The following is a 24,932-nucleotide window of genomic DNA, read 5'->3' as shown; positions in this document are numbered from 1 at the left end:
TCAGTCGGTGCGTGCAACGGACGCCGGGGCGCAGGCCTGCCGGTCAGTCGTGCACGGGCACCAGAACCGGGGCCCCGGTCTGGGGATGCTCCAAGAGATGGACTTTCTGCCCGTAGACGTCCTCGATCCGTTCCGGGGTGAGGACCTCAGGGGGCGCCCCGTCGGCCACCAGTCGGCTGCGGGAAAACATCAGCACGCGGGTCGCATAGCGTGCCGCCTGATTGAGGTCGTGAAGGACCACGACCACGGCGGCACCGTTCCCTGCCAGTCGCTGGGTCGATCGCAGCAGAGCTTCCTGGTTCTGGAGGTCGAGTGCGGCGGTCGGCTCGTCCAGGAGCACGATCGGTGTGGTCTGGGTGACCGTCCGTGCGTAGGCGACTCTCGCCGATTCGCCGCCGGACAGGGTGGTGACGTCTCGTCGTCGAAGTCGCGCGACGTCGGACTCCTCGAGGGCCGATTCGACGATCTCCCGGTCTCGTTCCTCGTCGACGTCGTGCGGAAGACGCCCCATGGCCACGGCTTCCTCCACGCTGAATCCGAAATGGGTGGTCTGCTGCTGGAGCATCACGGACCGTTCCCGGGCAAGTTCGAGAGGGCGCCACTGCCCGGGGGCCCGCCCGCCGATCAGCACCTCGCCGTGCTGGGGAACGAAGTCGCCCGCGAGCAGCCCGAGCATGGTCGATTTTCCTGCCCCGTTGGGCCCGACCAGTGCGGTGACCGTGCCGGGAAGCAGATCGAAAGCGACGTCGTCGATCAGGGTCTTGGGCCCGATCGCATAGCTGACGGACCGCACCTCGACGACAGGCGTGTGGGGGTCTCGCGCCGTTGGCGACGAGCCCGCGGACGTCGACGCGTCCGAACGGTTTCGTTTGCCTCGAATCATGAGATCCTCCTCTTCTCACGAAGGATCAGGAACAGGAAGAACGGCGCACCGACGGCGGCCGTGAACAGCCCGATCGGGATCTCGGTCGGCGGGTTGAGCGTGCGAGACGCGGCATCCGCCGCAACCACCAGAACGGCACCCGCGATCGCGGATGCCGGGAGCAGGGCCTTGTGCCCGGGGCCCACGAGGAATCTCATGATGTGCGGGACCACGAGCCCGACGAATCCGATCGATCCGGCGAAGGCCACCGCGGCCGCGGTCAGGAGTGCCGTGGTCACGATGATCGCGAGCCGGCTCAACTTCACGTTGAGGCCCAGATGCTGGGCCTGCCTCTCCCCCAGTGTCAGGACGTCGAGCGTCTTCGAGAGCCGCAGGACCAGGACGAGGCCTATCAGGAAGATCGGGAGAACCCCGACCAGCTGGGCCCAGTTCGCTCGCCCCAGCGAACCCATCTGCCAGAACACCAGGGTCTGGAGCTGGCTGTCGTCGGCGATGTACGTGAAGAAGCCCACCAGGGCCTGACACGCCGAGCCCACCGCGATGCCGACGAGCAGCATGCGCGCCGTGCCGGTGGTCCGCCCCGGCCTGGCCAGCACGTAGATCAGCCCGGTCACGGCCAGACCCGCGACGAAGGCCCCCAACGGGACGACCCACTGGGAGGCGAAGCCGCCGGCCAGCACGATCGCCCCGACCGCACCGACCGAGGCCCCGCTGGTGACCCCGACGATGCCGGGGTCGGCCAGCGGGTTGTTGAACAGGCTCTGGAGGCACGCCCCGGAGATCGCCAGCGCCCCGCCGACCATGACGCCCAGCAGGATTCGGGGAACCCTCAGCTGCCAGACCACCGAAACGTCCCTCTGACTGAGCGAGTCGTCCCCGCCGAAGACCGGTGAGAGCAGAATGTGCACAACATCGGTGAGCACGACCCGCACCGGTCCGATCGAGACGGACACGACCATGAGCCCCGCCAGGATCACGAGTCCGGCGATCAGGGTCACGGCCAGCGGCAGTCGGCGGATGTCGGTCCCGCCGGATTCACTGCGTGTCATCGGCATGCGGGATCAGAACTCCGAGATCGCTTTGGCGAGCGCTTCGGCACCGGCTCCCAGCTCGGGGCTCGAGTAGCGGATCTGGGCGTCGGGCATGACGACGATGTGCTTCTCCTTCCCGGCCTTCGTCTCCTTCAGGGTCGGGAACGCCTCCCACAGACCGTCCTCACCGCCCCAGGACTCAAAATCGGATTCGGCCATCACGATCACGTCAGGATCCGAAGCGAGAATGCCCTCGTTGCTGAACTCACGGGACAGGCCACGCAGTCCGCTGTCGGCTCCGACGGAGGTCATGCCGAGGTTCTCGATCATCTCGGTCCCGGGCGTCCCGGTTCCCGCCACGGAGTTTGCGCCGCCGGCACCGGTCGCGGTCACCTGGATGACCTTGTGTCCCTTGAGGTCGGACTTGTCGACCTTCTTCTTGGCCGCGTCCATGTCGGAGTTCAGCTTGTCGACCAGCTTGGTCCCGGCGTCGTGAGCGCCCACGTAGTCGGCGACGGCCTGGAGCTTCTTGGCCTGGCTCTGTTGGTCGTCGACGACGACAGCGTCCGTTCCGGCGTCGCGGAACTGCTTGGCAACGTCTCCGTGGCGCTTGGTGTTGTCACCGATGAACAGCGACCCGTCCAGAGCCAGCAGGCCTTCCGTACCGGTCTGTTTGCTGAATTCGAAGTGCTCGGGAGCATCCTTGCCCGCAGAGGACGTGCTGTTGTTCGGGGCGGCGTAGATCTTGTCCTTGAGGCCCAGCGCGGCCAGGGTCGAGGAAATGCCGTCACCGGCGGAAATGATCTTGGACGCGTCCTTGACCGTCACCTCGGTCCCGGTCCCGTCGGTCACCGTGGTGGGCAGTTTGCTGTCAGCCTGGACGTCCTGGAAATCGGTGGTCCCCACCGCGTGCTTCCAGCCCGAGGGCAGCTTGAGCTGTTTGCTGTCGCCGGTCGTCTCCGACGAACTGGCGCTGGCCTGGTCGGCCTCCGAGGTTGTGCTTCCCGCGTCGCCGCATCCCGACAGCACGAGGGCGCCGATGCCCAGGGCCGCGATCAGCCCGGCGGCGGACCCGGAGCGACGTCGTCCGGATGTCGGCCCCTGCCTCCGACCGGTCCGTGATCCGGATTCCGACGAGTCGACGAATTCGGTACCGGTCGTGGAGAGGTGTGGTTCGTTCTCATAGCGCGGTGACATGATTTCTTTCCTTTTCTCAGGGGGCCTGGGGCGGCCCCGTTCCTGGGCGGGCTGGCGGAGGGTTCGTCAGCCCGAGGTCGTTGGTGCGCCGACCGTCGCTTCGGCCGACGCAGTGAGTCGCCGGTACCGGCCGTCCTGCGCGAGCAGATCGTCGTGGGTTCCGAACTCCACGATCCGGCCGTGTTCCATGACGGCGATGCGATCGCACCGGGCCGCCGTCGCCAGGCGGTGCGCCACGATGACCGTGGTCGCATCGGTTGCGGCCACCGCGTCCATGACGGCCGATTGAGAGGCCGCATCGAGGTGCGCCGTGGCTTCGTCGAGCAGAAGCAGGTCGGTTCCGGCGAGCTCGGCCCTCGCGAGGGCGATGAGTTGCCGGTGGCCCTGCGCGAGGTTCGATCCGCCGTCGTCGACCTGGTAGTGGAATCCGCGAAGCAGGCGGGCGATGGCCAGGATCGCGCCGCTGCGTCGGGCCGCGGCCTCGACCTCGGCGTCCGTCGCATCGGGGCGCGCGTAGCGGATGTTCTCGGCGATCGTGGTGTCGAACAGGTGGGGCGCCTGGCCCACGACCCCGACGCGACGACGGTACGTCTCACGGTCGAGGCCTCCCCTGTCCCGCTCCCCGATCTCGACCCGCCCGGTCTCGGCCTCGTAGAGCCAGGCCATGACCTTGACCAAGGTGGTCTTGCCGGCGCCGGTGCTCCCGACGACGGCGAGGCTGGACCCCTGGTCCAGGGTGAGATCGATGTTCTTGAGGGCGGGTTCGACGGCGCCGTCGTGCGTGTAGGAGACATCGTCGAGGCGGATGTCGCCGGAAAGACGGGACCCGTCCGCGGACGTGCGATCGCTCTCGACGACGTCGGGCTCCTCCTGCGGCATCGCGAGCAGCTCGTCCGTGCGCTTCTGCCCGATCCGCGCCTGCTGGAACGAATCGAAAATATTCGCCAACTGTTGGATCGGCCCGTAGAACTGCCCGAGGAACAGCAGGAACGCGGCCAGGACACCTGGGGTCACCGTTCCGTCCGCGACGAACCGGGCCCCGGCAACCAGGACGAGGGCGTTCGAGACCTGCGAGCAGAAGACCACGAACGGGAAGTACAGAGCGATGTACCGCTGGGCCTTTTCGCGGGACACCCTGTATGCGTCCGAGACCTTCTGGAAGAACTGGGAAGCGATCGACTGCTTCCCGTGGGACTGGACCACGCGCAGGCCCGAAATGTTCTCCTGCAGGGAGCTGTTGACCTTCCCGATGTCTTCCCTGGCCCTGTCGTATGCCTTGGTCGAGAGACGCTGGAAGATGATCGTGGCGGCCAGGACCAGCGGAATCGGGGACAGTGCGATGACGGCGAGCAAAGGGTTGAACACGAGCATCGCGACGCCGATACCGAACATCGTGATCAGGGACATCAACCCGTTGACCAGGCCGGACTGGAGGAATCGCGAGAGGGAGTCCACGTCGACCGTGAGTCGTGTCATGACCTGGCCGCCCTGTTCCTTCTCGAAGTACGGCAGGGAGAATCCGAGCACGTGCCTGAAGCTGCGCACTCTGACCCCGTACTGCACGGACTCCGAGCCCTTCGCGCTGAACAAGGACTGACCGATGTAGAAGATCCAGTCTCCGGCGATGAGGGACCACGCCAGGATCGCGTAGAACAGCAGTCTCCTGTGGTCGCCCGGGGCGATGCCTTCGTCGATACCGCGTTGGATCATGAGCGGGACCAGGACGGTGGCCAACGAGCTCAGGGCGATGAGCACCAGGGCCGCCGTGAAGAGTCCCTTGGCCGGCTTCAGCATCTGGGCCACGCGGGTGACCTTCGGGTCGGCGGCCATCGACGCCGCGGCATCGGGAAGCCGGGTGAGCCAGCCGCCCAGGTCGGCCTGCGCGTCCTCGGGCACGTCGGCGCCGAGCGCGGGCTCCGCCGGTTCCGTGGTCTCGGCGTCGGGCCAGAGATCCGATTCTCCGGACACCCGGTCGATTTCCTCGTGACCGCCGGCCATGAGGTCGGCGAACTGCGGGCAGGAACGCATGAGCTGCTCGCGGGTTCCTTCGCCGACCGTTCGGCCGTCGTCGAGCACGACGATCCTGTCGGCGATGTCGAGCGTGCTCCGTCGGCGCGCGATGAGCAGAGTGCACTTGGACGACGCCGGATCCACGGCGTCACCGTGGTGGCTCCCCTCCCCGGACCTGGCATAGTGACGCAGGGTCGCATTGATGCCGCTCTCGGTGGTCGCGTCCACGGAGCTCGTGGCGTCGTCGACGATCAGGACTCTCGGCTGTGTGAGCAGGGCCCTCGCGAGCGCGATGCGTTGCCGCTGCCCTCCGGAGAGGTTCCGGCCGCCCTCGGCCAACTCGGTCTCGTAGCCCTGCTCCATCTGGACGATGAACTCATCGGCGCCCGCAGCGATCGCCGCCGCACGCACCTGTTCTTCGGAGCTGTCGGGGGTTCCGTAAGCGATGTTCTCCCGCACGGTCGCGCGGAAGAGGAAGGGGTCTTCGAAGACGACGCCGACTTCCCGTCTCAGTTCCGAGAGCCTGAGCTCGCGGATGTCGCGCTGGCCGTCCGTCTCGGTCGTCTCGTCCGCAGAGGGATCGCCGATCAGCACGGATCCTCCGGTCACGTCGTAGAACCGGGGCGCGAGCAGAGCCAGGGTCGACTTGCCGGACCCGGATGCGCCGACCACGGCCACCGTTTCTCCGGGGCGCACGGTCAGGCTGACGTCGTGGAGCACGGGTTCGTCCGAGGTGTAGCCGAAGGAGATGTTCTTCAGTTGCAGGCCCGTGCTGCGGGGCGGGTGTGCCGCGCCGTCCTTCATCTCGGGTCGAGCATCCATGAGTTCGAAGATGCGCTCGGCGCAGGTGCGCGTCCTCTGAGCGATCACCAGGAACGAAGCCATCACGCGGGTCGGCCCCGTGAGCATGCTCAGGTACGTGGAGAAGGCAACGAAGGTCCCCAGGTCCAACCGGCCCGTGGTGACCTGCCACCCGCCGACGAGTAGGAGCGCCGCCTGTCCGGCCGGCGGCAGCGCGAGCATGGTCGCGCTCGGGGCCGCCTGCGCACGCATCGTTTGCATGCGGCGCGAGAACAACGATCGACTGGCCTTCTCGACCCACCGGATGTGTCGCGTCTCCTGAACGAAGGATTTGACCACGGAGATCCCGGACAGGGCGGACCTGACGTTCTCGGTGATCTGCCCGACGTCGTGCTGGGCGGCGGCCGAGGTCTCGAAGACGCGCTTGCGCGTCCGCCACGCGGTGAAGCCCAACAAGGCGACCACGCCGACGGCGATCAGGGTCAGGCTCGGCGAGAGCCAGAGCATGACCGCAATACCGAACACGTAGTAGGAGATGACGGAGACGGGCACGGGGCACATCTGCATCATCGACTGGACCTGCTGGAGGTCGTTGTTGGTCCGGGAGACCACCTGCCCGGTGCGCAGTGAATCCTGGGCCGGGCCGTCGAGTCGCTGGATCGAGTCGAAGACGCGGCTGCGGAGCCTGTGCTGCACCCGGAGGGACAGCTTTCCTGCCGTGAACCTGCGCAGGTAATCGCCCAGGAAGTCGAAGGCCGCGATTCCGACCAGCCCGGCACCGAGCCACCACAGCTGGGACACGTCGCCGGCCATAGCGCCGTTGACGCCTTGCCTGGTCAGGAGGGGGCCGGCGACGACGGCAGCGATGGTCGCCACGGATACCACGAGGATGAGACCGACGAGGCCGGGAAATTCGCAACAAACCCTCAGCAGGCGCCGGAGGTATCCCTCGTTGTGTTCACGATCCGTCTGGGATTCGGTGGTGGATACGATCGTCTACACCCCCACCAGCACGCCGGAGAGACGGTCGGCAACCTCGGCAGGACCGGGCATGCCGCGGATCTCGGACCGGACTTCTTCCGCCTGTTCCCTGTACTCGGGACCGTGGACGACGGAGCGGATCGTCTCGGCGGTGAGGCCGCCGTCGCCGGGAACGATGCCGCACCCGCGCTCCTGCACGATCCGCGCATTCATCGGGCGGTCTGCGCCCTCGCCGAAGACGATCTGAGGAACGCCCGCGGCCAGAGCTGTGAAGGTATTGCCTGCACCACCGTGATGAATGAACACGTCCGAGTTCTCGACCAGGCCGCCCATCGGGATCCAGTCGGTGAGGGTCACGTTGTCCGGCAGTTCCTCGACGAGCTCTTCCCGGGCGTTGTCCTTGAGCTGCAGCACCACCTGGGCGTCGAGTTCGTCGGCCCGGTGGAGAACCCAGTCGATCAGGTCGAGCCCATCGACCATGGGCTTCAGGGTGCCGAGGCTGACGAGAACCCGGGGACGATCCGGCCGGACCCACCAGTCCTGGAAGACCGCGCCTCCGTTGTAGGGCACATACCTCAGTGGCATGGTCAGCTCGGACGGGTGGTCGAGGACGCTCATGCTCGGTGGTGCGACGTCGAGCCAGGTCAGATCCTCGCGAGGTTCCGAGACCCCGTGCTGCGCGAATTTCTCGCGGAGAGAGTGGGTCACCGTGTCCACGTGCTTCTGCTGGTGGGCGAAGCCCACGGTCTGCAGGACCGTGGGGATACCGAATCTGGCGCCCAGGAGTCGCCCGACCACGCCCAGGGGCGGATAGACGATCAGGTCGGGTGTCCAGGAACCGGTGAATTCCACGAGACGGTCCGTCATCTCGTGGCTGAAGAAGGAGAAGTCCCCCGGCGCGGTCCCGATATTGGCCCGTTTGCGCTCCTCCTCACGACGCCGGTACTCGGCGTCGGGGTCCAGGCCGGGTGCCGCATCGAAGGACACCAGGCCGGCTTCGGCCACACGGTGGGACATGTCTCCGGCGGTCCCGACGACGACGTCGTGCCCCGAGGCCCTCAGGCCCTGTGCCAGCGAGATCACGGGGTACAGGAGACCGTAGAGGGGCGGACCGATGACGAGAACTCTCATGGGATTCCTTGCAAAATTTGGGGGAGCTTGGCCTGGCTTTGCCCGGCGTTTGTAGAGCCTAACCAAATCGCGAAGACAAAGTCCATTGACTACCTCATCCCCTGGTTCGGGGCGTCATACCGGAGACTTACGGCACATCCAGCTTGCGCCTCCCGATTCCGTGTGGAATAGCTTAGATTTCTGTAGCTTATTTTATGGGCCACTCGGCTGGCCGCAGGACAAGTGGATCCCGAGACGCAAGGACGAACTCCGACGATGAAGACACCGGAACACGCTCTGGAGGCCACCGGCTTCCTGGACGAGGAGTCGGTCGCCCGAACCATGACCAACGCGACGTGCGAGGACTTGGAACGGTGGTGGGCCGAGGTCTCTCGTCGCGGGACACCTGTGGTGGACCCCGGGTCGGACCGCGTCACCTTCCTGTGGCGGGGCAAACACGTCCGCGACGACGCCGAGGGAGCCGAATCCGTCCATCTGGCCATGAACCGCGTGACGGACAAGGCCCTCTACGACCACGGACTGATGCGGCACGTCCCCGGGACGGACATCTGGGTCCGAACCCTCGAGCTCGAACCGTCCTTGCGCGTCAGTTACGCCTTCACGCCCATGTCGCCGGACCAGCAGCGACGCTCCGGTCCGCCTCGGTTCAATGCCTACGATTCGTTGCTCGACCCGTTCAACACCGGGCAACCCCTGGTGGACCGGGGCCGGCACGGCCTGTCGATCCACTCCGGGCCCGCGGCTCCTTCCCAACGGGAGTGGGATGACCACAGGTCTCGCAGGCTGCGCGGGCGCATCGTGCGCGACGTCAGGGCTCTCCCCCACGCCGAGGCCTCGGGCCGCGCGAGGGACCACTGGCTCTACCTCCCGTCCGTGATGCAGAACGAACACCAGGCGGCGCACCTTCCCCTGCTCACGATCTTCGACGCCGAGAACTGGTTCGGAAACCTCTGGCTGCCCTACGCGCTGGAGGCGGCCGCGGACTCGGGCCGGATTCCTCCGGTGGCCGTCCTGGGCATCGCCAACAACGACACCCCGGACCGGATCGCGCGCCTCGGGGCGAACACGGGTTTCCTGCGCGACGTCGCCGAGCACGCAACGGCGTGGGCCGAGGACTGCGCCCGGACCGTGGGCATCGGGCTCAGGGGCCGCGAAGGCAGGATCATCGCAGGTCAGAGCCTGGGTGGCCTCTCCGCACTCGTCGCGGCCCTGGAATTGCCGCACGCTTTCGGACACGCCCTCGCCCATTCCCCCTCGCTCTGGTGGACCCCGGACGGTGCCTCGAAGCCGCACGATCTCGGGACCCGGGAGGGCATGGACTGGATCACCGAGCGGTACCAGGCCTCGACGCCGGAGGACGTGTCCGTGGAGATCGCGATCGGCGAGCGCGAGGGTCTCACCGTCCCGCGGGGCCGAATCCTGCACCGGACCATGCTCGACGCCGGGTGGTCCAGCGCGCTGACGATGTACACCGGCGGTCATGACTTCGCGTGGTGGCGCGGCGCCGTCGTCGACGGCCTGGCCCGAGCGCTGAGGACCGAACCGCACGAAGAGCGGACTTCGGACAGTTACTTCGACCCATCGATGAGGAGTTCCATTGCCCCTGCCCAGTATTGATACGTACAGCCTCGACGCCCAGTCGCCGTGGCCCAACAGGACCGAGTGGCAGCTCGATCCGAACCGGGCCCTGCTGCTCGTCCACGACATGCAGAACCATTTCGTCGATGCTTTCGACCGGAGCCCCGGCTCCCAGATCGAGACCGCCGTTCAGCGCTCCCGCGTCCTGCGCGACTTCTTCCACGAAGCAGGCGCCCCGGTGGTCTACACGGCGCAACCACCGTCCCAGGACCCGGCCGATCGCCAGCTCCTGACCGATTTCTGGGGTCCCGGGCTGACGAATGAGCACGCCGCGGGCATCATCGACGAGCTTGCTCCCGGTGAGCAGGACGCCGTCCTGACCAAGTGGAGGTACAGCGCGTTCTACCGCACCGACCTGGATTACAGGTTGCGCAATCACGGGCGGGACCAGCTGGTGATCGCCGGCGTCTATTCGCACATCGGGTGCCTGACCACCGCCTTGGAGGCGTATATGGAGGGCATCCAGGTGTTCTTCGTCGCGGATGCCCAAGCCGATTTCGACCTGGAGCACCACCGGATGGCGCTCGACTACGTGGCCGGACGGTGCGGACAGGTGTGCACGACCGATGAGATCGTCCAGGGCCCGTTCGCGCCCGCGCGGGTCAGCGGCGAGCGGCGCGTCGAGGAGATGGCCTCGTGAAGGATTTGCCCCAAGCAATCGTCGTGACCGGAGGCTCGGGCGGCATCGGCAGAGTCGTCGTCGATCTGTTGCGGCGTCGTTCCGAGGACCACGGGGATGCCGTGGTGGTCTCCGCGGACCGAACCCATGCTCCCCGTCCCGGAGCCGAGGGCGGGCCGAGCGATGGTGTCGAGCACAGGGACTTGGATGTGACGGACCCCGACGCGGTGGCCTCGTTCTTCGAAGACCTCTCGGGTCGTTACCGGATCAGGTCGTTGGTCAACGCGGCCGGGACGATTGCGACGGGTCCCGCACTGGAGACCGCGGAGGCCGACGTGCTCCGGATGATCGATGTCAATGCCCTCGGCGTGCTGCGGGCGAGCACGGCGGCGGCCCGCGTGATGGTCCGGCAGGGAGGCCACGACCCCGGGACCCGCCCCGTGCGCTCGATCGTCACCATTGCTTCCAATGCGGGAACCGGTCCGCGCGCCGACTTCGCCGCCTACGGGGCGAGCAAGGCATTCGCGGCCCAGTACACCCGCAGTCTCGGACTCGAGCTCGGCGGGTCGGGAATTCGGTGTGCGGTGGTCAACCCGGGCACCACGAAAACCCCCATGGTCGAGGGCCTGTGGCAGGGCGCGGACCGCACGGCACAGACCGTGACGGGCGATCCCACCCTCTATCGGCCCGGAATCCCGCTGGGACGCGTCGCGGATCCTCAGGACATTGCCGAGGTCGTCGAGTTCCTCGTGTCGGCACGGGCGGCACACATCACAGCAACCGAACTGACCGTGGACGGAGGCGCCACACAACGATGAATTCTCCCCTACTCGATGAAAGACCGACGTCGACCGCGACTGCCCCGGCGGATGGGAACGCGGATTTCGCCTTCTCCTCCGGCAGGTGGACCCTGGAAGCCTCCGGAGGCGAGGTCCTGCGGCCGGTCTTCGGCCGGAGTCCGGGGGCGGCCCGGGAGGTCATCCATGATCTGCAGGAGCGGGAGCGCGCCACCGGACGAACACAGGTGCTGTGCGGAATGATCCCCTTCGATCTGTCCGAGCCCGCCGAATTGCGCATGACCGACGACGCCGTGTGGACCCCTCACGTCGCGTCCGGGTCGGGCGACGTCGTTCCCGGACAGCTGCCCGCTGCGCCCGAGTCCGAGCGGTTTCGGCACAACGTCTCCGAGGCGCTGGACCGGATCGGTTCCGGGAGCCTGGAGAAAGTGGTCCTGTCCCGGACGATGACCATGCGGCTCAAGGACGCGGACCGCCGGGGCGCCGAGGAGCGTCTGTTCGACCGCTTGTCCGCCGTGGGCGGCCGCGCCGACGTCTTCCGCGTCCGGCTGGAGGACGGCACCTCCTGGATCGGTGCGAGCCCGGAAATCATAGCGGACGTCAACGACTCCAGATTCGTGACTCATCCCTTGGCGGGTTCCCTCGGTCGTTCCCCCGGAGGGCCCGACGCCGAAGACGCCACGCGCCTGCTCTCGTCATCGGCCAAGGACCTGCACGAGCACGGCTTCGTGACCCGGCACATCCGTGAATCGATCGGCCGTCTCGCGAGCGAGCTCCAGGTACCCGTCCGTCCCCAGCTGTTCGTGACGGATTCGATGTGGCACCTCGGCACGCGGATCACCGGTCGCCTGGCACCCGAGGTCTCGGCCTTGGAAGCCGCCCTCGCCATCCACCCGACGCCCGCCGTGGGCGGAACCCCGGTGGGTCCTGCCGTGCGCACGATCCTGGACCTCGAGGGCGGGTCGCGCAGCTATTATTCCGGCCTGGTGGGCTGGACCGATTCCTCCGGCAACGGTCGCTGGTCGCTGGCCCTGCGCTGCGCGAGCCTCGCGGGGCAGTTCATCACCTTGTACGCGGGGGCCGGGATCGTGGCTGGATCCGATCCCGAGAGCGAGCACGCGGAGACCGCTTCGAAGTTCGGTACGGTTTTGCGCGCGCTCAACGGCCTGGTCTGAGGCCGGTCACACCGGCGCAATCTGCTCCGTTCGGGGCCGGGACATCCGGGGCCGGGCGATCCGGCCCCGGACGGAGCAGGCTGGGGTCAGAGCATCCGCTTCGCTCCGGAGAACTCGTCCTTGGAGTCCCATTGCTTCCAATCGGTCACCGACACGGTCGTCGACTCGTTGGGGGCGTGAATCATCTTGCCGTCGCCCATGTACATCCCGACGTGGTGCACGGCCCCGGTGCCTCCGGGCTGGGCAAAGAACAGCAGGTCGCCGGGCTGGAGGTCGTCCTCCGCCACATCCTGGCCGAACTCTGCCTGGGCGTCGGCGTCGCGCGGGATAACGATGCCGTGGGCCCGGTACATGCTGTACGTGAAGCCGGAGCAGTCGTACCCGTAGGAGGAGACACCCGCCCACAGGTAACGCAGCCCGTCGAATTGTTTGCCGGTCTCGACGACCTGTTCGCCGGTCGGCCGCTCGGGCTTCTCCCCCGGTGCGTACACCGAGACGTCCGTCGCCTGGACCGATCCGGTTCCACCATTCGGCAGCCCCACCTGAACCGACGAACCATCCTGCGAGACCACCGGCAGTTCCGTGTTGAAGCTCAGGTTGAGGTTGTTGCCGTCCTCCCCCGAGTCGCCGGTCAGAGCCGCCTTGTCCGAGGTGACGACCGCCCGTTGGCCGGAGTCCTTCTGCTCATCGAAGGACTGGTTCTCGATCAGTTGACCCGTGGGAACCCAGCCCGGGTATCCGCGATCGTCCTTGGGCGTCGACTGATCGTTGACCGCGACCTTGGACCAGTCCCCCTTCGTCTCGATGACCGAGACCTCGGAGCCGTAGACCGCCTGGGTCTCCGTGTGGCCGGTCAGCCACCCGCGGTCTTCGGTCTTTTCCATGTTCTTGTTCCACTGGTCGAGATCGACCGGGTTGGTCGTGGACGGCTCGTCCATGGGACGCGTCTGGTCCGGTTCGCCCCACAGGGTCGCGACCGTGGTGTCCACGAATGCCGTGTCCCCGGCCTCGATCCCCTCCCCGGGTTGGGCGGCAGTCTGCCCCTGGTCTGCGGGCTCGGCGAGTGCCGGCCCACCGGCCAGCGAGCAGGCCAGACCGAGTGCTCCGGCCGTGGCGATGTAGCGGTGAAATCTCATGGTGCTGTCCCTTCGGTGAGTGCAGAATCCATTGACATGCCGAGACCGGGTGCCTCGGTGAGTGAGAGCCGGGAGCCCTCGAGCTCGTACCCGCCGGCGATCCGCGGGTCCTGGATCCATTCGGCGGAGTCCAGATCGACGAGCTGGATATTGGGGTGCGCGAGAGCCACGTGGGCCGCCGCAGCGACCGAGACGCGGGGCTCCATCATGGCGCCCATCATGCAGCCGACACCGGCGGTTGCGGCCAGGTCGGCGATGGCAAGCGCCGGACGGATGCCTCCGCATTTGGCGAGTTTGATGTTGATGAGATCCGCTGCCTCTCGGCGCAGAATCTCCCACGCGTCACGTTCGTCGGCCACGGACTCGTCGGCCATGACCGGGGTATCGACGGCGGCCGTGACCTGGGCCAACGCGTCCAGGTTGGCCTTGGGCGTGGGTTGTTCGACCAGATCGACCGGTATGCCGGCGTCCTCGATGCGGCGAATCATGCGGATGGCTTCCTTCGCACCCCATCCCTGGTTGGCATCGAGGCGGAATCGGGCCGAGGGCACGGCCTCGTGAACGGATTCGAGTCGATTGAGGTCGACGGCGGGGTCCCCGCCCAATTTGACCTTGAGAATCTCGAATCCGTCCGAGCTGGCGGCGATGGCCTCGCGGGCCATGGCCTCCGGGTCGTCCAGGCTGATCGTCATGTCCGTGGCAGCGTGTGCGTCGGGCCGTCCGCCCAGGGCGACGGCCAGGGGCACACCGAGTCCTGAGGCCCAGGCGTCATGAAGGGCCACGTCGACCGCGGCCTTGGCGCTGGTGTTTCCCACGCAGCAGCTCGCGATCGCGTCCTCGGCCTCCCGCAGGGAGAGGTCGCGGCCGGTGAGTGCCTCGAACACCGGCCCGTTGATCGCGGCCAGGGATGAGGCCACCGATTCCCCGGTGACCGCCCAGGTCTCGGCGGCCGTCCCGTATCCGATGGAGCCGTCCTCGAGCTCGAGTTCGACGAGCACGCCTTGCACGGACTCGACGCGCCGCCGCGAGGTGATGAACGGCCGCTTGAGCGGTCCGCTGTACGGCATGGCGCGGAGGTCCCGCAGCCGGTTCAGTCCGTTCGTCGTCATGATTGTCCTTTCCGAAGAGTGTGGGCGGCAGGCGTCAGAGCAGCGACAGAACCTGTGCCGTCATGAGGCCGAAGAAAGTTCCGGCGAATGCGCCGATCAGCGCGAACAGAACACCCACGGGCACGAGCTGGCGGTTGAACGCGCTCGCGACCACGGGCGCCGAGGCGATGCCGCCGATATTGGCGGTACTCGCCACGGCCAGGCTGAACAGCTCGGTGCGAGTCAGCTTCGCGTAGAGCACCACGACGGCGACGTGCACGATCATCACGATCACACCGGCGACGAGGTAGAGCGGGGCCTGACCCAGCGACGCGAAGTCGGACTGGGAGGCGATGATCCCGATGATCATGTAGAGCATGACCATCGCCACCTCGCTGGAACCCGCGACGTTGCCGAGCTTCGTGGAGCCGATGACCAGGCCGAGAACGCTGACGATCAGGATCGTCCAGGTGCTCGAGGTGATGACGACGCCGATTTCCGGCAGGAGACCGCCGATGCCGGAGGCCGCGGCGGAGATGAAGATGCTGAATCCGATCACGCAGATCAGGGAGGTCAGGTCGATGGGCTTCTGGTCCGCGGTCTCTTCGTCATTCGCGTGCACATCCAGGTACCGCGTGTCGGCCTTCGTCCACTTGTTGAATTTGTCCGAGACCGAGACCGAGCCGAACATGACCAGGAGCCACAAGGAGTAGATGATCGTGTCGACGATCAGCACGTATCCGAAGACGTCCTGGGGCGCGTGCAGGATCGACTGGACGGCCACCATGTTGGCGGAACCCCCGGTCCAGGATGCCGCGAGCGCGCCGAGTGCCTTCCATGCCTCCGGGTCCAACACGGCGTGGAGGATCAGGAACGAGACGACGAAGCCTAGGAAGATGCTGAAGGCCGTGACCACGTAGGTCAGCAACAGTTTGGGCCCGAGTTTGATGATCTTGCGGATGTCGCACTGGAAGAGCAGCAACAGGATCATCGCGGGCAGCAGGGCGTCCTGGACCCCGGCTCCGAGGTCGACGACTTCGTCGTCCTGACTGAAGACCCCCACGGTATTCAGCAGCGCGGTGATGATGTACATGAGCACGAAGCCCGGCACATACCGGAAGAAGGCCAAGCGAGAGCGTTTCTCGCAATAGACGATGACAGCAGCCAGCGCAAGCAAGACCCCCAAGAAGAGGAAGCCGTCGGTGATCATGCTCGTTTCCTTTCTGCACCCCGAGTACAAAAAAGTCGGAAACACCGGGACAGTCTGGTCCGGTATTTCCGACTGGGTCCGGTCCCCGGGGAGGGACCAAGCAATCAGGGTGCCTAACGCGTGTTGTCGGTCGCGCAACGGTACTTGGACGCCGCATTGCGCAACGCCGTGATCAATGCCCGCTGGGACGATCCGTGATACCTGGTGGAGATCCGCTCCACCAGGTCTTCCTCCTCATCGATGCCGGCGCCGACGATCAAGCTCCTGACGAACGAATTCGTCAGCGCCAACGTCGCCGTGCATTCTGCATCGAGAATTCGGTGCGTGTCCGTATCGACGACGAGCCCGATGAAGAAAAGCCCGAACTTGGAGGTGATCGGGTTGTTCGACGGGGACTTCGCCTCTCCTGTCACGAAGATCGAGGAACACATGCAAAAACCTTAACCCATGTCACATTTAAAACATAGCTGTTACGACGCCGACGCGTTCGCCGCCGAGGCCGCGCCCGTACCGACCCACGTGGTCACGGTCGGTCGGCCCGCCAGGTCCGCTGCCAAGTCCTGAACCTCCTGGGCGGTTACCGCCCTGATGTTCTCGTGCAGCTCGTCCAGATCGGTGAAATGTCCCGTGTCCAGTTCGGACCGGCCGAGTCGCGACATACGCGAGCCCGGGTCCTCGCTCCCGAGGATCGTGGCCCCACTGAGTTGCCCCGTGAACTTGTCCAGCTCACGGTCGCGCAGCCCCTCTTCCGCGAGCCGGTCGAGTTCCGCCCGCATCAGATCGACCACGACCGGCGCCTTGTCCGCGGTGCACCCCGCGTACATGCCGAAGTACCCGGCGTCGGAATAGGAGCCCCCGAAGGAGAACGTGTTGTAGGCCAGCCCACGCTTCTCCCGAATCTCCTGGAACAGTCGGGAGGACATGCCTCCGCCCAGGCAGGCGTTGAGCACGGACATCGCGTAGCGCTGCGGTGACCCCGCGATCAGACCGGTGCTCCCCAGCACCACGTTGGCCTGCTCGAAGGCTCGGTCAACCGTGTGGTCGCCGAATTCGGGGTGAAGGACGGCCGGGGTCCGGACCCTCCGGGGCGCGGGTGTTGTTCGCTCCGGGAGCTCCCATCCGGCCCGGTCGAGCGCATCGAGCACGAGCTGCACCACCTCGGAGTGCTCGAGTCCGCCGGCTGCGGAAATGACCAGACGGTCCGGGGTGTAGTACTTCGCGTAGTGCTCCCACACCGCGTCGCGGGCCACCTGGGTGATTTCGGACGGAGTGCCGCCGATCGGCCGGCCCAGGGGGTGTCCTCCCATGACCTTCGCGGTGAAGTTCTCGAAGGCAACGTCCGTCGGGTCGTCCAGGTCCATCGCGATTTCCTCGAGGATCACGCCACGCTCCTGCTCGAGCTCGCGGGGATCGATGCTCGCCGAGGTCACCATGTCGGCGATGACGTCCACGGCCATGCCGACGTCTTCGGAGAGAACCCTGGCGTAGTAGCAAGTGTGTTCCTTGGCCGTCAGGGCGTTGGATTCTCCCCCGACGGCGTCGAACTCCTCGGCGATGTCCAGGGCGCTGCGCGAGGGCGTGCCTTTGAAGAGGAGGTGTTCGAGAAAATGGGTCGAACCGTACATGCCCTGCGTCTCGTCGCGGGATCCGACGCCGAGCCAGAATCCCAGGGCGACGCTGCGCTGGCCGGGCATCCGCTCGGTCAGGACCCGGACTCCTCCGGGCAGCACGGATCGCCTCACCTCGTTGCCGCCCTCGGTCGCGCACACCAGGCGGCCGTGCTCGTAGTCGAATTCTTCGGCAAGCTGCTCGGGTTCGAGACCCAATGCGTATGGCATGGCGACACTCAGTTCCTCACTGGGGGCGGACATTCTGCGGGCCGAGAACGTAGACCGGCCCGGCGTCGAGTCTAGGACCATCGTGGACCGGGTCCAATTCGACAGAAGGCCCCGGCCGGGGATCCTCGCGGGATCCCGACCGGGGCCTTCTGTCACAGCTGCGCGGAGACTACTCCTCGTCGTCGCTCTGGGCGGCGGCGTCCTCCTCGGAAACCACCGGGGCCAGGGACAGCTTGCCGCGGTCGTCGATCTTGGTGATCTCGACCTGGACCTTCTGCCCCACGCCGACGACGTCCTCGACCTCGGTCACGCGCTTGCCGTCGTTGAGCTTGCGCAGTTCCGAGATGTGCAGGAGGCCGTCCTTGCCCGGGGTCAGGGAGACGAAAGCACCGAAGGTCGTGGTCTTGACGACCGTTCCCAGGTACCGTTCGCCGACCTCGGGAACCTGCGGGTTCGCGATGGCGTTGATCGCGGAGCGTGCGGCCTCGGCCGACGGTCCGTCGACGGCGCCGATGTACACGGTTCCGTCGTCCTCGATCGTGATGTCCGCGCCGGTGTCCTCCTGGATCTGGTTGATCATCTTGCCCTTCGGGCCGATGACCTCACCGATCTTGGACACGGGCACGTGCACGCTGATGATGCGGGGAGCAAATTCGCTCATCTCGTCCGGCTGGTCGATCGCGGAGGTCAGCACGTCGAGGATGTGCAACCGCGCCTCGCGGGCCTGCTTGAGGGCGGCGCCCAGCACCGAGGCGGGGATGCCGTCGAGCTTGGTGTCGAGCTGGATCGCGGTCACGAACTCGGACGTTCCGGCGACCTTGAAGTCCATGTCACCGAGGGCGTCTTCGGCACCGAGGATGTCGGTCAGCGCGGCGTACCGCGTCTCGCCGTCGACCTCGTCCGAGACCAGACCCATCGCGATGCCCGCGACGGGTGCACGCAGCGGAACACCTGCGTTGAGCAGCGACAGGGTCGATGCACACACGGAGCCCATCGACGTCGAGCCGTTCGATCCGAGCGCCTCGGAGACCTGACGGATCGCGTACGGGAATTCCTCGCGGGACGGCAGAACCGGGGTGATGGCCCGCTCAGCGAGTGCACCGTGCCCGATTTCGCGCCGCTTCGGGGAGCCGACGCGACCGGTCTCGCCCGTGGAGTAGGGCGGGAAGTTGTAATGGTGGATGTAGCGCTTCGACTTGACCGGCGAGAGGGAGTCGATCTGCTGCTCCAGCTTGAGCATGTTCAGCGTGGTCACACCCATGATCTGGGTCTCGCCGCGCTCGAAGATCGCGGATCCGTGCACGCGCGGCAGGACCTCGACCTCGGCGGTGAGCTGGCGAATGTCGGTCAGCCCGCGGCCGTCGATACGCACCTGATCGGTCAGGATCCGCTGGCGCACCGTCTGCTTGGTCAGAGCGTTGAATGCTCCGTTGACCTCGTCCAGGCGGCCCTCGAATTCCTTGCCCTCACCGGCGAGCTCCTCGGTGATCTCCTTCTGCAGGTCCTCGGAAGCGATCTCCCGGTCCTGCTTGCCGGCGATGGAGTAGACGTCCTTGATCTTGCCGGAGAACTTGGATTCCACGGCCTGGGCGACGTCGTCGCCGTAGCCGCCGAAGCGCTCGATCTCCATGGTCGGCTTGCCGGCGCGCTCGGCCAGGTCCGACTGGGCGTCGCACAGGGCCTTGATGAACGGCTTGGACGCCTCGAGGCCCTCGGCCACGATGTCCTCGGTCGGTGCGGCGGCACCGGACTGGACCAGGTCCCACGAATTGTCGGTGGCCTCGGCCTCGACCATCATGATCGCGACGTCCTCGGTTCCGTCCGACTTGGTCACCACGCGACCGGCCACGGCCATGTCAAAGACGGCGTTCTCGAGCTGCGAGTGCTTGGGGAAAGCAACCCACTGGCCGTCGATGAGGGCAATGCGGATTCCGCCGACCGGCCCCTGGAACGGGATGCCGGACAGGGTCGTGGACATCGACGCGGCGTTGATCGCCACGGTGTTGTAGATTTCGTCCGGGTCGATCGTCAGCACGGTGACGACGACCTGCACCTCGTTGCGGATGCCCTTGGCGAAGGCCGGGCGCAACGGGCGGTCGATCAGGCGGCACGCCAGGATCGCGTCCGTCGAGGGGCGTCCCTCGCGGCGGAAGAACGATCCGGGGATGCGGCCCGCTGCGTACATGCGCTCTTCGACGTCGACCGTCAGCGGGAAGAAGTCGAAGCCTTCGCGCGGGTGCTTGCCGACAGCGGTGGCCGACAGCATGCTGGTGTCCTCGTCAATCGAGACGAATGTGGAGCCGGCTGCCTGCTTGGCCAGCCGACCGGTTTCGAAGCGCACGGTGCGCTTGCCGAATTTGCCATTGTCGATAATGGCTTCTGCGAATTGAATCTCGGGACCCTCCAAGGGTCACCTCCGTTTCTGTTCTTCGCGCCGGCCCGCCTCGACTCGGTCTTCGATCGAGGCCCACGGATGTGTCATCCGGAGGCCACTACCGAGGACCGCAAGGAGAGGCCGGGCCGCGCGGTATTTTTTCGTTGTTCCCGGCTCACGCCGGGCACCTCGCCGTTTCGCGGTGAACAGCGAGAAGGCGGCGCTGCCGTCCGGTCACCAGTCTCCCATGTCAGGAAGCCGGATCCCGGAAGGCGGCGCCGCCCCTCGCATTTGTCGTCCTTATCGGCGGATTCCGAGACGCTGGATCAGCGTACGGTAGCGCTCGATATCGATCCGACGCAGGTAGCCGAGCATGTTGCGGCGGCGGCCGACGAGGATCATGAGACCACGACGCGAGTGGTGGTCGTGCTTGTGGAACTTGAGGTGCTCCGTCAGGTCGCTGATGCGACGAGTCAGAACCGCAACCTGGACCTCGGGCGAACCCGTGTCGCCCTCGTGGGTTGCGTACTCATTGATGATTTCCTGCTTGACAGCGGGATCCAGTGCCACTGAATTAACTCCTAGAGTCAGTGCCGTGAACGGCCCGATACGGCGAATGCCGCCGGGAACCCCGACACACCGCGGACAGTCCCGGGCGGGCTGGGCCGCCTGAGGATCACGGGTTTGGGGCGACTGGCAACCACGGACTGCAGCCAGACGTGTTCCCATCCTAACGGATCGAGCCCTCCGCCGGAAGATTGGCTCGTCGGGGAGGACCTTGGCCGAGTGTGAGACGTGCTACGCGGCGTGCAACGATGGTGCCATGATCGACTTCTCCCGCACGGCCGACGTCGTGGCCGAGCACCTGCTCGGTGCCGTGATCCATCGAGGTTCCGTCGCGATCCGACTGACCGAGGTCGAGGCGTACCTCGGAACATCCGATCCCGCGTCCCACGCGCACAAGGGTCCCACCCCTCGGTGCGCGACCATGTTCGGCGAACCGAGCCATCTCTACGTCTACGCCTCCTACGGGATCCACCGGGCCGGCAATCTGGTCTGCTCGCCGGACGGTACGGCCTCCGGTTGCCTCATGCGGGCCGGCGAGGTCCTGTCGGGGCACGAGGAGGTTCGACGACGTCGCGGCCCCGCCTCGACGGATGCGAACCTGGCTCGCGGTCCGGGAAATTTGGGTTCGGCCCTGGGCCTGGACCTGGTCGACAACGGAAGCCCGGTCCATCAGGTGCGCTCCGGTGCGACGGGCGAGGCCCCGAGCGACGGGTTCTGGATCGAGCCCGCCCGCTCCCCCGTTGATTTCGTGCGCGGACGCCGCATCGGCATCAGCAAGAACGTCGACGCTCCCCTGAGGTTCTGGATTCCGGACGACCCGACGGTGACCTCACCCCGCTCCCGACGCACGGCCGTCCTTTCCGGCCGGGCCCCGGACGCCGAGTAGGAACTCAGGCCGCGAGCTGCTCGGCCTCGTAGGCCTCGACGGCGCGTGCGAGCCGGGTGACGCCCTCGACGATCTCGCTCTCGGCGTTGGTCACGAACGAAATCCGCATCGTGTTCCGGATACTCGTGTCGACGTGGAACGAACTTCCCGGCACGAACCCGACGCCTTCCCGCATCGCGTACGGCAGGAGCGCATCCGTGTCGTATGCCTCGGGCAGCTCCGCCCACAGGAACATTCCGCCCGACGGCGACGTCACGTGCGTCCCTTCGGGCAGGGCCCGCGGCAGCTCGCGGACCATGGTCCGCAGCCTCTGGCCGTACACCTCGAGCTTCTCCGCATCCGACTGGTGCGTCTCCGGGTGTGCCAGGTAGTGAGCGGCCGCGTACTGGTCGACCGTGGAACTGTGCAGGTCGATCGCCTGTTTGCCCACGATCAGTGCATCTCGGATCGATGCGGGCACGCGAGCCCACCCGAGCCGGATTCCGGGGGCCACGGATTTGGACAGCGTCTGCAAGAGGGCCGTCTGTGCGGCCATGCCCTCGATTGCGCAGATCGGCTCGAGGTGCTCGCCGGAGTAGCGCAGGCTCGAGTACGGATCGTCCTCGATGAGCATGGTCCGGGTCCTGAGCAGAATATCCGCCACATCCCGCCGCCGCTGGGCGGGCATGGTCCGTCCGCTGGGGTTCTGGTAACTCGGGATGAGGTACACGAGCTTCGGCTGGTGCAGTTCGATGGCCTTCTCGAGCGCCTCGGGAACCACTCCGTCGTCGTCGCAGTCGACGGCGACGAAGTGCGCGCCCGCGAGCCCGAAGGTCTGGAGCGCGGCGAGGTAGGTCGGGTCCTCGACGAGGATGACGTCGCCCTGGTCGATCATCACCTGGCCCATCAGGGTCAGTCCTTGCTGGGACCCGGTGGTCACGAGCACATCCTCGGCCTGGGAGGGGATGCCTTCGTCGGTCAGGTTGGCCGCGATGATTTCCCGCAGTTCGAGCTCGCCGTCGCTCGAGGAGTACTGGAGAGCGCGCTCGGGCCGGGACAGGGCGGCATCGTAGGCGGACCTGATCGCATCGAGATCGAAGTAGGTCGGGTCCGGCACACCGCCGGCGAAGGAGATGACGCCGGGACGGCTGACGAGGTCGAGAAGAGCCCTGACCGGGGAATCCTCCGTATCGGAGAAATTGTGCGCGAGGCGTGGGGTGAATTCGTGCTGTCCCGTTGTCATGGTCCTTCTTTCCGCGTGTCGTCTGCATTGGTCGGTGCCTCACATTCTGCTCCGGGGGCGAGGCGTCCCCGGGACCTCAGCGCTCGGCGAGCCGGGTCGCCACCACGAAAATGCGGCGGAACGGCAGGACGGTGCCGTAGGCCTCGGTCGGGTAGGCCTCGCGCAGCGTGGCCTTGTACTCCTCGACGAACGCGGACTTCTCCGGCTCGGGAAGAGCATTGAGCACCGGGCGTGCGCCGGTCGAGGAAATCCACCGGAACACGGCGTCCTCCCCCGGCAGGACATGCAGGTACGTCGTTTCCCACGCATCCACCGACCACCCCGGTCGGGACAGGACGGAGAGATATTCCTGTGCTCCGATCACGGTGTCGCGGAGTTTCTCGGTGATGTGCCGCGCGTAGGCAGGCTGCGCGGCCGTCTCCCGCAGGAGGGTATGCGAGGGGGCGTTGAAGTTGCCGGGGACCTGGAATGCGAAGACGCCGCCCTCGGGAACGAGATCGGCGACGTCGGGCAGCCAGTCGAGGTGTCCGTCGACCCACTGGAACAGGGCATTGGAGACAATGAGCCGCGGCTCCTCGTGCGTCCAACCGTTCTCCTGCCGCGCCCTCAGCCAGTCCCGGACGTCCGAGTGCTCGTAGTCCGATCCGGGTGCCCCGGCCGCTCGGGCGGCGTCGATCATGTCCTGACTGCTGTCCACGCCGTGCACGATGGCCTCGGGCCAGATCTGCTGGATCACCGGCACATCGTTGCCGGGTCCGCACCCGAGGTCGACGACGCTTTCGGCCCGCGACAAGGGCACACGGCGCAGGAGGTCGGTCAGCGGCCGGGATCTCTGGTCACCGAACTCGAGATAGCTCTCGGGGTTCCAGCGCGTACGCTCCGCCCCCGCGGCGGGGGCAGGAGTCGTGTCGCTCACCGCCCGGTCCCCCGGCCCTTCCCGAGGTCGCGCCCCAGAACGGCCGACGCCGCCCCGGTTGCTGCGGTCACGGCGAAGACACTGGGCCAGGCGCCGATCTTCTTGGCGAGCGGATGGGACAGGCCGAAGGACAGAACGTAGACGCCCGTGAGCGCGGCGGCGGTACCGGTTCCCGCGTTCGCCTTCCATCCGCGGAAGGCGGCCGCACCCGCGGCGGCCAGGACTGCCCCGCCCAAGGGGCGATTTCCTGTCGAGCGGGCCACCTTGTACCCGCCGAGCAATCCGGCCGTGGAGAAGAGCGTGGGGGCAAGAGCGGACATATTCGGCCACCTTTCCTGGGAGGAAAACTATCTTTTCCGGTATAGCGCACGCCCACGCCCTTCTCCAAAGCAGAAACGCCTGGTCATTCGATCCTTGCCTCAGTGAAACGAGTCAGGCCTTCGTCCAGCTCGGGAAACTCTGCTCGAAGGGCCTCACCCGCGCGGCGCACGCGCTGCCGGGTGACCTCGGCGATGGTCCCGAATTCCCTCGCAACCTCCGGTTTCCGTCGGACATCGATGGGCTCGCCCAGCTGCACCAGCACACAGGACCTGTGACCGCCGTCCTCCGCGTTCTGCCTCATGACGGCGTGGCCCGTGGTTCCTGATCCGGCGAAGAAGTCGAGCACCATCGCGTCCTGGTCCGCCGAGACCTGAAGCAGGCGTCGGATCAGTTGCACCGGCTTGGGCGTCTCGAAGACCGCCGTGGTCCCGAAGAGGGCCTTGAGCTCGGCCCGGGCGGCGTGGGTGTGGCCGGCGACGTCGCGCGTCCACAGCGTTGTGGGAACCATGCCGTCCTGGACGTCCGAGAGATACCTCTTGAGCTGCGGGGACCGGGTCCCGTCCGCGCCCCAGTAGATGCGCCCGTCCTCGATCAGCCTGTTCATCGATGCGCGGTCGTGCCCCCAGCACCTTCCCGCGGGCGGGCGGTGCTCGGTTCCGGTCAACGGGTTGACCAGGGGGTAGTCGTTGGCCGGGTGGTAGGTGCGCACGGACAGGTCGCTGGCTCGGTACGGTCCGCGACCGTCCGCGTCGTCGTGGCGGTACGGGCGATTCGCGGACTCGCTGCGGGGCAGGAGTCTTCTGCGGAAGGCCGGGGACGCGGAGTACAGCATCACGTAGTCGTGGACGACCGAGAAGGATCGGCAATCGTTCGCGGGCGCGTACTTCTTCTCCCACACGATGGTGGCGCAGTGATTCTCCTCCCCGAACACCTCGTCCAGGATCATCCTGAGTCGCGGCGCCTCGGCGTCGTCGATCGACACCGCGATCACGCCGGTCGGGGCCAGCAGTTCACGCGCGAGGTGCAGCCTGGGATACATCAGATCCAGCCACAAGGAATGCCTCCGCCCCGCACTCGTCCCCGCCCGCGCGCTCCCACCCCGTCCGCCGGC

The 24,932-nt window shown here is 66.8% G+C and carries 21 protein-coding genes; 5 read left to right on the top strand and 16 right to left on the bottom strand.

The genetic code is table 11. The annotated features are described in order from the left end of the window. Positions 1-43: 43 nt before the first annotated feature. The 5 genes from EWU68_RS07080 to EWU68_RS07060 all read right to left on the bottom strand — a co-directional run bounded on the left by EWU68_RS07080 (position 44) and on the right by EWU68_RS07060 (position 8,034). Positions 44-883, bottom strand: coding sequence for a heme ABC transporter ATP-binding protein (locus EWU68_RS07080; protein ID WP_129315428.1), 840 nt, complete (start codon positions 881-883; stop codon positions 44-46). Then, positions 880-1,932: a FecCD family ABC transporter permease gene (locus EWU68_RS07075; RefSeq protein ID WP_129315427.1), complete on the bottom strand. Its 1,053-nt coding sequence runs from the start codon at positions 1,930-1,932 to the stop codon at positions 880-882. The genes EWU68_RS07080 and EWU68_RS07075 overlap by 4 nt, the downstream gene beginning before the upstream one ends. Positions 1,933-1,944: 12 nt before the next feature. Beyond that, on the bottom strand, positions 1,945-3,111 hold the full coding sequence (locus tag EWU68_RS07070; protein ID WP_129315426.1) for a heme/hemin ABC transporter substrate-binding protein: 1,167 nt from the start codon (positions 3,109-3,111) through the stop codon (positions 1,945-1,947). A 66-nt stretch (positions 3,112-3,177) separates the two neighbouring features. Then, positions 3,178-6,807: an ABC transporter ATP-binding protein gene (locus EWU68_RS07065; RefSeq protein ID WP_274542740.1), complete on the bottom strand. Its 3,630-nt coding sequence runs from the start codon at positions 6,805-6,807 to the stop codon at positions 3,178-3,180. Positions 6,808-6,918: 111 nt separating this feature from the next. Beyond that, entirely contained in the window at positions 6,919-8,034 is a 1,116-nt protein-coding gene (locus EWU68_RS07060) for a glycosyltransferase (RefSeq protein ID WP_129315425.1), read from the bottom strand. 255 nt (positions 8,035-8,289) lie between these two features. Here EWU68_RS07060 and EWU68_RS07055 point away from each other — a divergent pair, with 255 nt between their 5' ends. The 4 genes from EWU68_RS07055 to EWU68_RS07040 are packed head-to-tail and all read left to right on the top strand — an operon-like array spanning position 8,290 to position 12,263. After that, positions 8,290-9,651, top strand: a complete 1,362-nt coding sequence (locus EWU68_RS07055) for an enterochelin esterase domain-containing protein (RefSeq protein ID WP_129315424.1) — start codon at positions 8,290-8,292, stop codon at positions 9,649-9,651. Then, a complete protein-coding gene (locus EWU68_RS07050; RefSeq protein WP_129315423.1) occupies positions 9,632-10,312 on the top strand; it encodes an isochorismatase family protein in 681 nt (226 codons plus the stop codon). The genes EWU68_RS07055 and EWU68_RS07050 overlap by 20 nt, the downstream gene beginning before the upstream one ends. After that, the gene (locus EWU68_RS07045) at positions 10,309-11,109 is read left to right on the top strand and encodes an SDR family oxidoreductase (RefSeq protein ID WP_202976699.1); all 801 of its coding nucleotides are present in this window, start codon (positions 10,309-10,311) and stop codon (positions 11,107-11,109) included. Before EWU68_RS07050 ends, EWU68_RS07045 begins: the two co-directional genes overlap by 4 nt. After that, the gene (locus EWU68_RS07040) at positions 11,106-12,263 is read left to right on the top strand and encodes an isochorismate synthase (RefSeq protein WP_129315422.1); all 1,158 of its coding nucleotides are present in this window, start codon (positions 11,106-11,108) and stop codon (positions 12,261-12,263) included. Before EWU68_RS07045 ends, EWU68_RS07040 begins: the two co-directional genes overlap by 4 nt. An 86-nt stretch (positions 12,264-12,349) precedes the next feature. Here the strand turns inward: EWU68_RS07040 and EWU68_RS07035 are convergent, their stop codons facing one another. The 7 genes from EWU68_RS07035 to rpsO form a co-directional block, all read right to left on the bottom strand. Further along, complete coding sequence (locus EWU68_RS07035) at positions 12,350-13,399, bottom strand: C40 family peptidase (RefSeq protein ID WP_129315421.1); 1,050 nt, start codon at positions 13,397-13,399, stop codon at positions 12,350-12,352. Then, a complete protein-coding gene (locus EWU68_RS07030) occupies positions 13,396-14,508 on the bottom strand; it encodes a dipeptide epimerase (RefSeq protein ID WP_129315420.1) in 1,113 nt (370 codons plus the stop codon). Before EWU68_RS07030 ends, EWU68_RS07035 begins: the two co-directional genes overlap by 4 nt. A gap of 34 nt (positions 14,509-14,542) precedes the next feature. Beyond that, the gene (locus EWU68_RS07025; protein WP_129315419.1) at positions 14,543-15,697 is read right to left on the bottom strand and encodes a DUF819 family protein; all 1,155 of its coding nucleotides are present in this window, start codon (positions 15,695-15,697) and stop codon (positions 14,543-14,545) included. A gap of 113 nt (positions 15,698-15,810) precedes the next feature. After that, positions 15,811-16,128 (bottom strand): DUF3870 domain-containing protein, encoded by a 318-nt coding sequence (locus tag EWU68_RS07020; RefSeq protein WP_129315418.1) that lies wholly within the window; start codon positions 16,126-16,128, stop codon positions 15,811-15,813. A gap of 39 nt (positions 16,129-16,167) precedes the next feature. After that, the gene (locus EWU68_RS07015) at positions 16,168-17,535 is read right to left on the bottom strand and encodes a M16 family metallopeptidase (RefSeq protein ID WP_129315417.1); all 1,368 of its coding nucleotides are present in this window, start codon (positions 17,533-17,535) and stop codon (positions 16,168-16,170) included. A gap of 169 nt (positions 17,536-17,704) precedes the next feature. Then, positions 17,705-19,942, bottom strand: coding sequence for a polyribonucleotide nucleotidyltransferase (locus tag EWU68_RS07010; protein WP_129315416.1), 2,238 nt, complete (start codon positions 19,940-19,942; stop codon positions 17,705-17,707). Between the two features lie 267 nt (positions 19,943-20,209). Beyond that, positions 20,210-20,479, bottom strand: coding sequence for a 30S ribosomal protein S15 (gene rpsO, locus EWU68_RS07005; RefSeq protein WP_129315415.1), 270 nt, complete (start codon positions 20,477-20,479; stop codon positions 20,210-20,212). A gap of 253 nt (positions 20,480-20,732) precedes the next feature. On the opposite strand from rpsO, the gene EWU68_RS07000 reads away from it, so the two are divergent. Next, positions 20,733-21,362, top strand: coding sequence for a DNA-3-methyladenine glycosylase (locus tag EWU68_RS07000; protein ID WP_129315414.1), 630 nt, complete (start codon positions 20,733-20,735; stop codon positions 21,360-21,362). Positions 21,363-21,366: 4 nt separating this feature from the next. On the opposite strand, the gene EWU68_RS06995 is transcribed toward EWU68_RS07000, so the two are convergent. From EWU68_RS06995 to EWU68_RS06980, 4 genes are all read right to left on the bottom strand, one after another. Continuing rightward, positions 21,367-22,584, bottom strand: a complete 1,218-nt coding sequence (locus EWU68_RS06995; RefSeq protein ID WP_129315413.1) for an aminotransferase-like domain-containing protein — start codon at positions 22,582-22,584, stop codon at positions 21,367-21,369. A gap of 76 nt (positions 22,585-22,660) precedes the next feature. Beyond that, positions 22,661-23,500, bottom strand: coding sequence for a methyltransferase domain-containing protein (locus EWU68_RS06990; protein ID WP_129315412.1), 840 nt, complete (start codon positions 23,498-23,500; stop codon positions 22,661-22,663). Then, positions 23,497-23,820 (bottom strand): hypothetical protein, encoded by a 324-nt coding sequence (locus tag EWU68_RS06985; RefSeq protein WP_129315411.1) that lies wholly within the window; start codon positions 23,818-23,820, stop codon positions 23,497-23,499. The genes EWU68_RS06990 and EWU68_RS06985 overlap by 4 nt, the downstream gene beginning before the upstream one ends. A gap of 83 nt (positions 23,821-23,903) precedes the next feature. Next, a partial coding sequence (locus tag EWU68_RS06980; RefSeq protein WP_165162119.1) for a site-specific DNA-methyltransferase occupies positions 23,904-24,932 on the bottom strand: 1,029 nt, incomplete at its 5' end.

The organism is Rothia koreensis (assembly GCF_004136575.1).
GTDB classification, from domain to species: domain Bacteria; phylum Actinomycetota; class Actinomycetes; order Actinomycetales; family Micrococcaceae; genus Rothia; species Rothia koreensis.
Note: the sequence above shows the minus strand (reverse complement) of the source record. Positions and strands in the feature narration are given on the sequence as shown.

Coding starts and splice junctions, on each gene's coding strand:
- EWU68_RS07080 (WP_129315428.1), bottom strand. CDS start 883: ATGATTCGAGGCAAACGAAACCGTTCGGACGCGTCGACGTCCGCGGGC.
- EWU68_RS07015 (WP_129315417.1), bottom strand. CDS start 17,535: ATGCCATACGCATTGGGTCTCGAACCCGAGCAGCTTGCCGAAGAATTC.
- EWU68_RS06985 (WP_129315411.1), bottom strand. CDS start 23,820: ATGTCCGCTCTTGCCCCCACGCTCTTCTCCACGGCCGGATTGCTCGGC.
- EWU68_RS07030 (WP_129315420.1), bottom strand. CDS start 14,508: ATGACGACGAACGGACTGAACCGGCTGCGGGACCTCCGCGCCATGCCG.
- EWU68_RS07025 (WP_129315419.1), bottom strand. CDS start 15,697: ATGATCACCGACGGCTTCCTCTTCTTGGGGGTCTTGCTTGCGCTGGCT.
- EWU68_RS07040 (WP_129315422.1), top strand. CDS start 11,106: ATGAATTCTCCCCTACTCGATGAAAGACCGACGTCGACCGCGACTGCC.
- EWU68_RS07000 (WP_129315414.1), top strand. CDS start 20,733: ATGATCGACTTCTCCCGCACGGCCGACGTCGTGGCCGAGCACCTGCTC.
- EWU68_RS07060 (WP_129315425.1), bottom strand. CDS start 8,034: ATGAGAGTTCTCGTCATCGGTCCGCCCCTCTACGGTCTCCTGTACCCC.
- EWU68_RS07020 (WP_129315418.1), bottom strand. CDS start 16,128: ATGTGTTCCTCGATCTTCGTGACAGGAGAGGCGAAGTCCCCGTCGAAC.
- EWU68_RS06995 (WP_129315413.1), bottom strand. CDS start 22,584: ATGACAACGGGACAGCACGAATTCACCCCACGCCTCGCGCACAATTTC.
- EWU68_RS07055 (WP_129315424.1), top strand. CDS start 8,290: ATGAAGACACCGGAACACGCTCTGGAGGCCACCGGCTTCCTGGACGAG.
- EWU68_RS07075 (WP_129315427.1), bottom strand. CDS start 1,932: ATGACACGCAGTGAATCCGGCGGGACCGACATCCGCCGACTGCCGCTG.
- EWU68_RS07035 (WP_129315421.1), bottom strand. CDS start 13,399: ATGAGATTTCACCGCTACATCGCCACGGCCGGAGCACTCGGTCTGGCC.
- EWU68_RS07070 (WP_129315426.1), bottom strand. CDS start 3,111: ATGTCACCGCGCTATGAGAACGAACCACACCTCTCCACGACCGGTACC.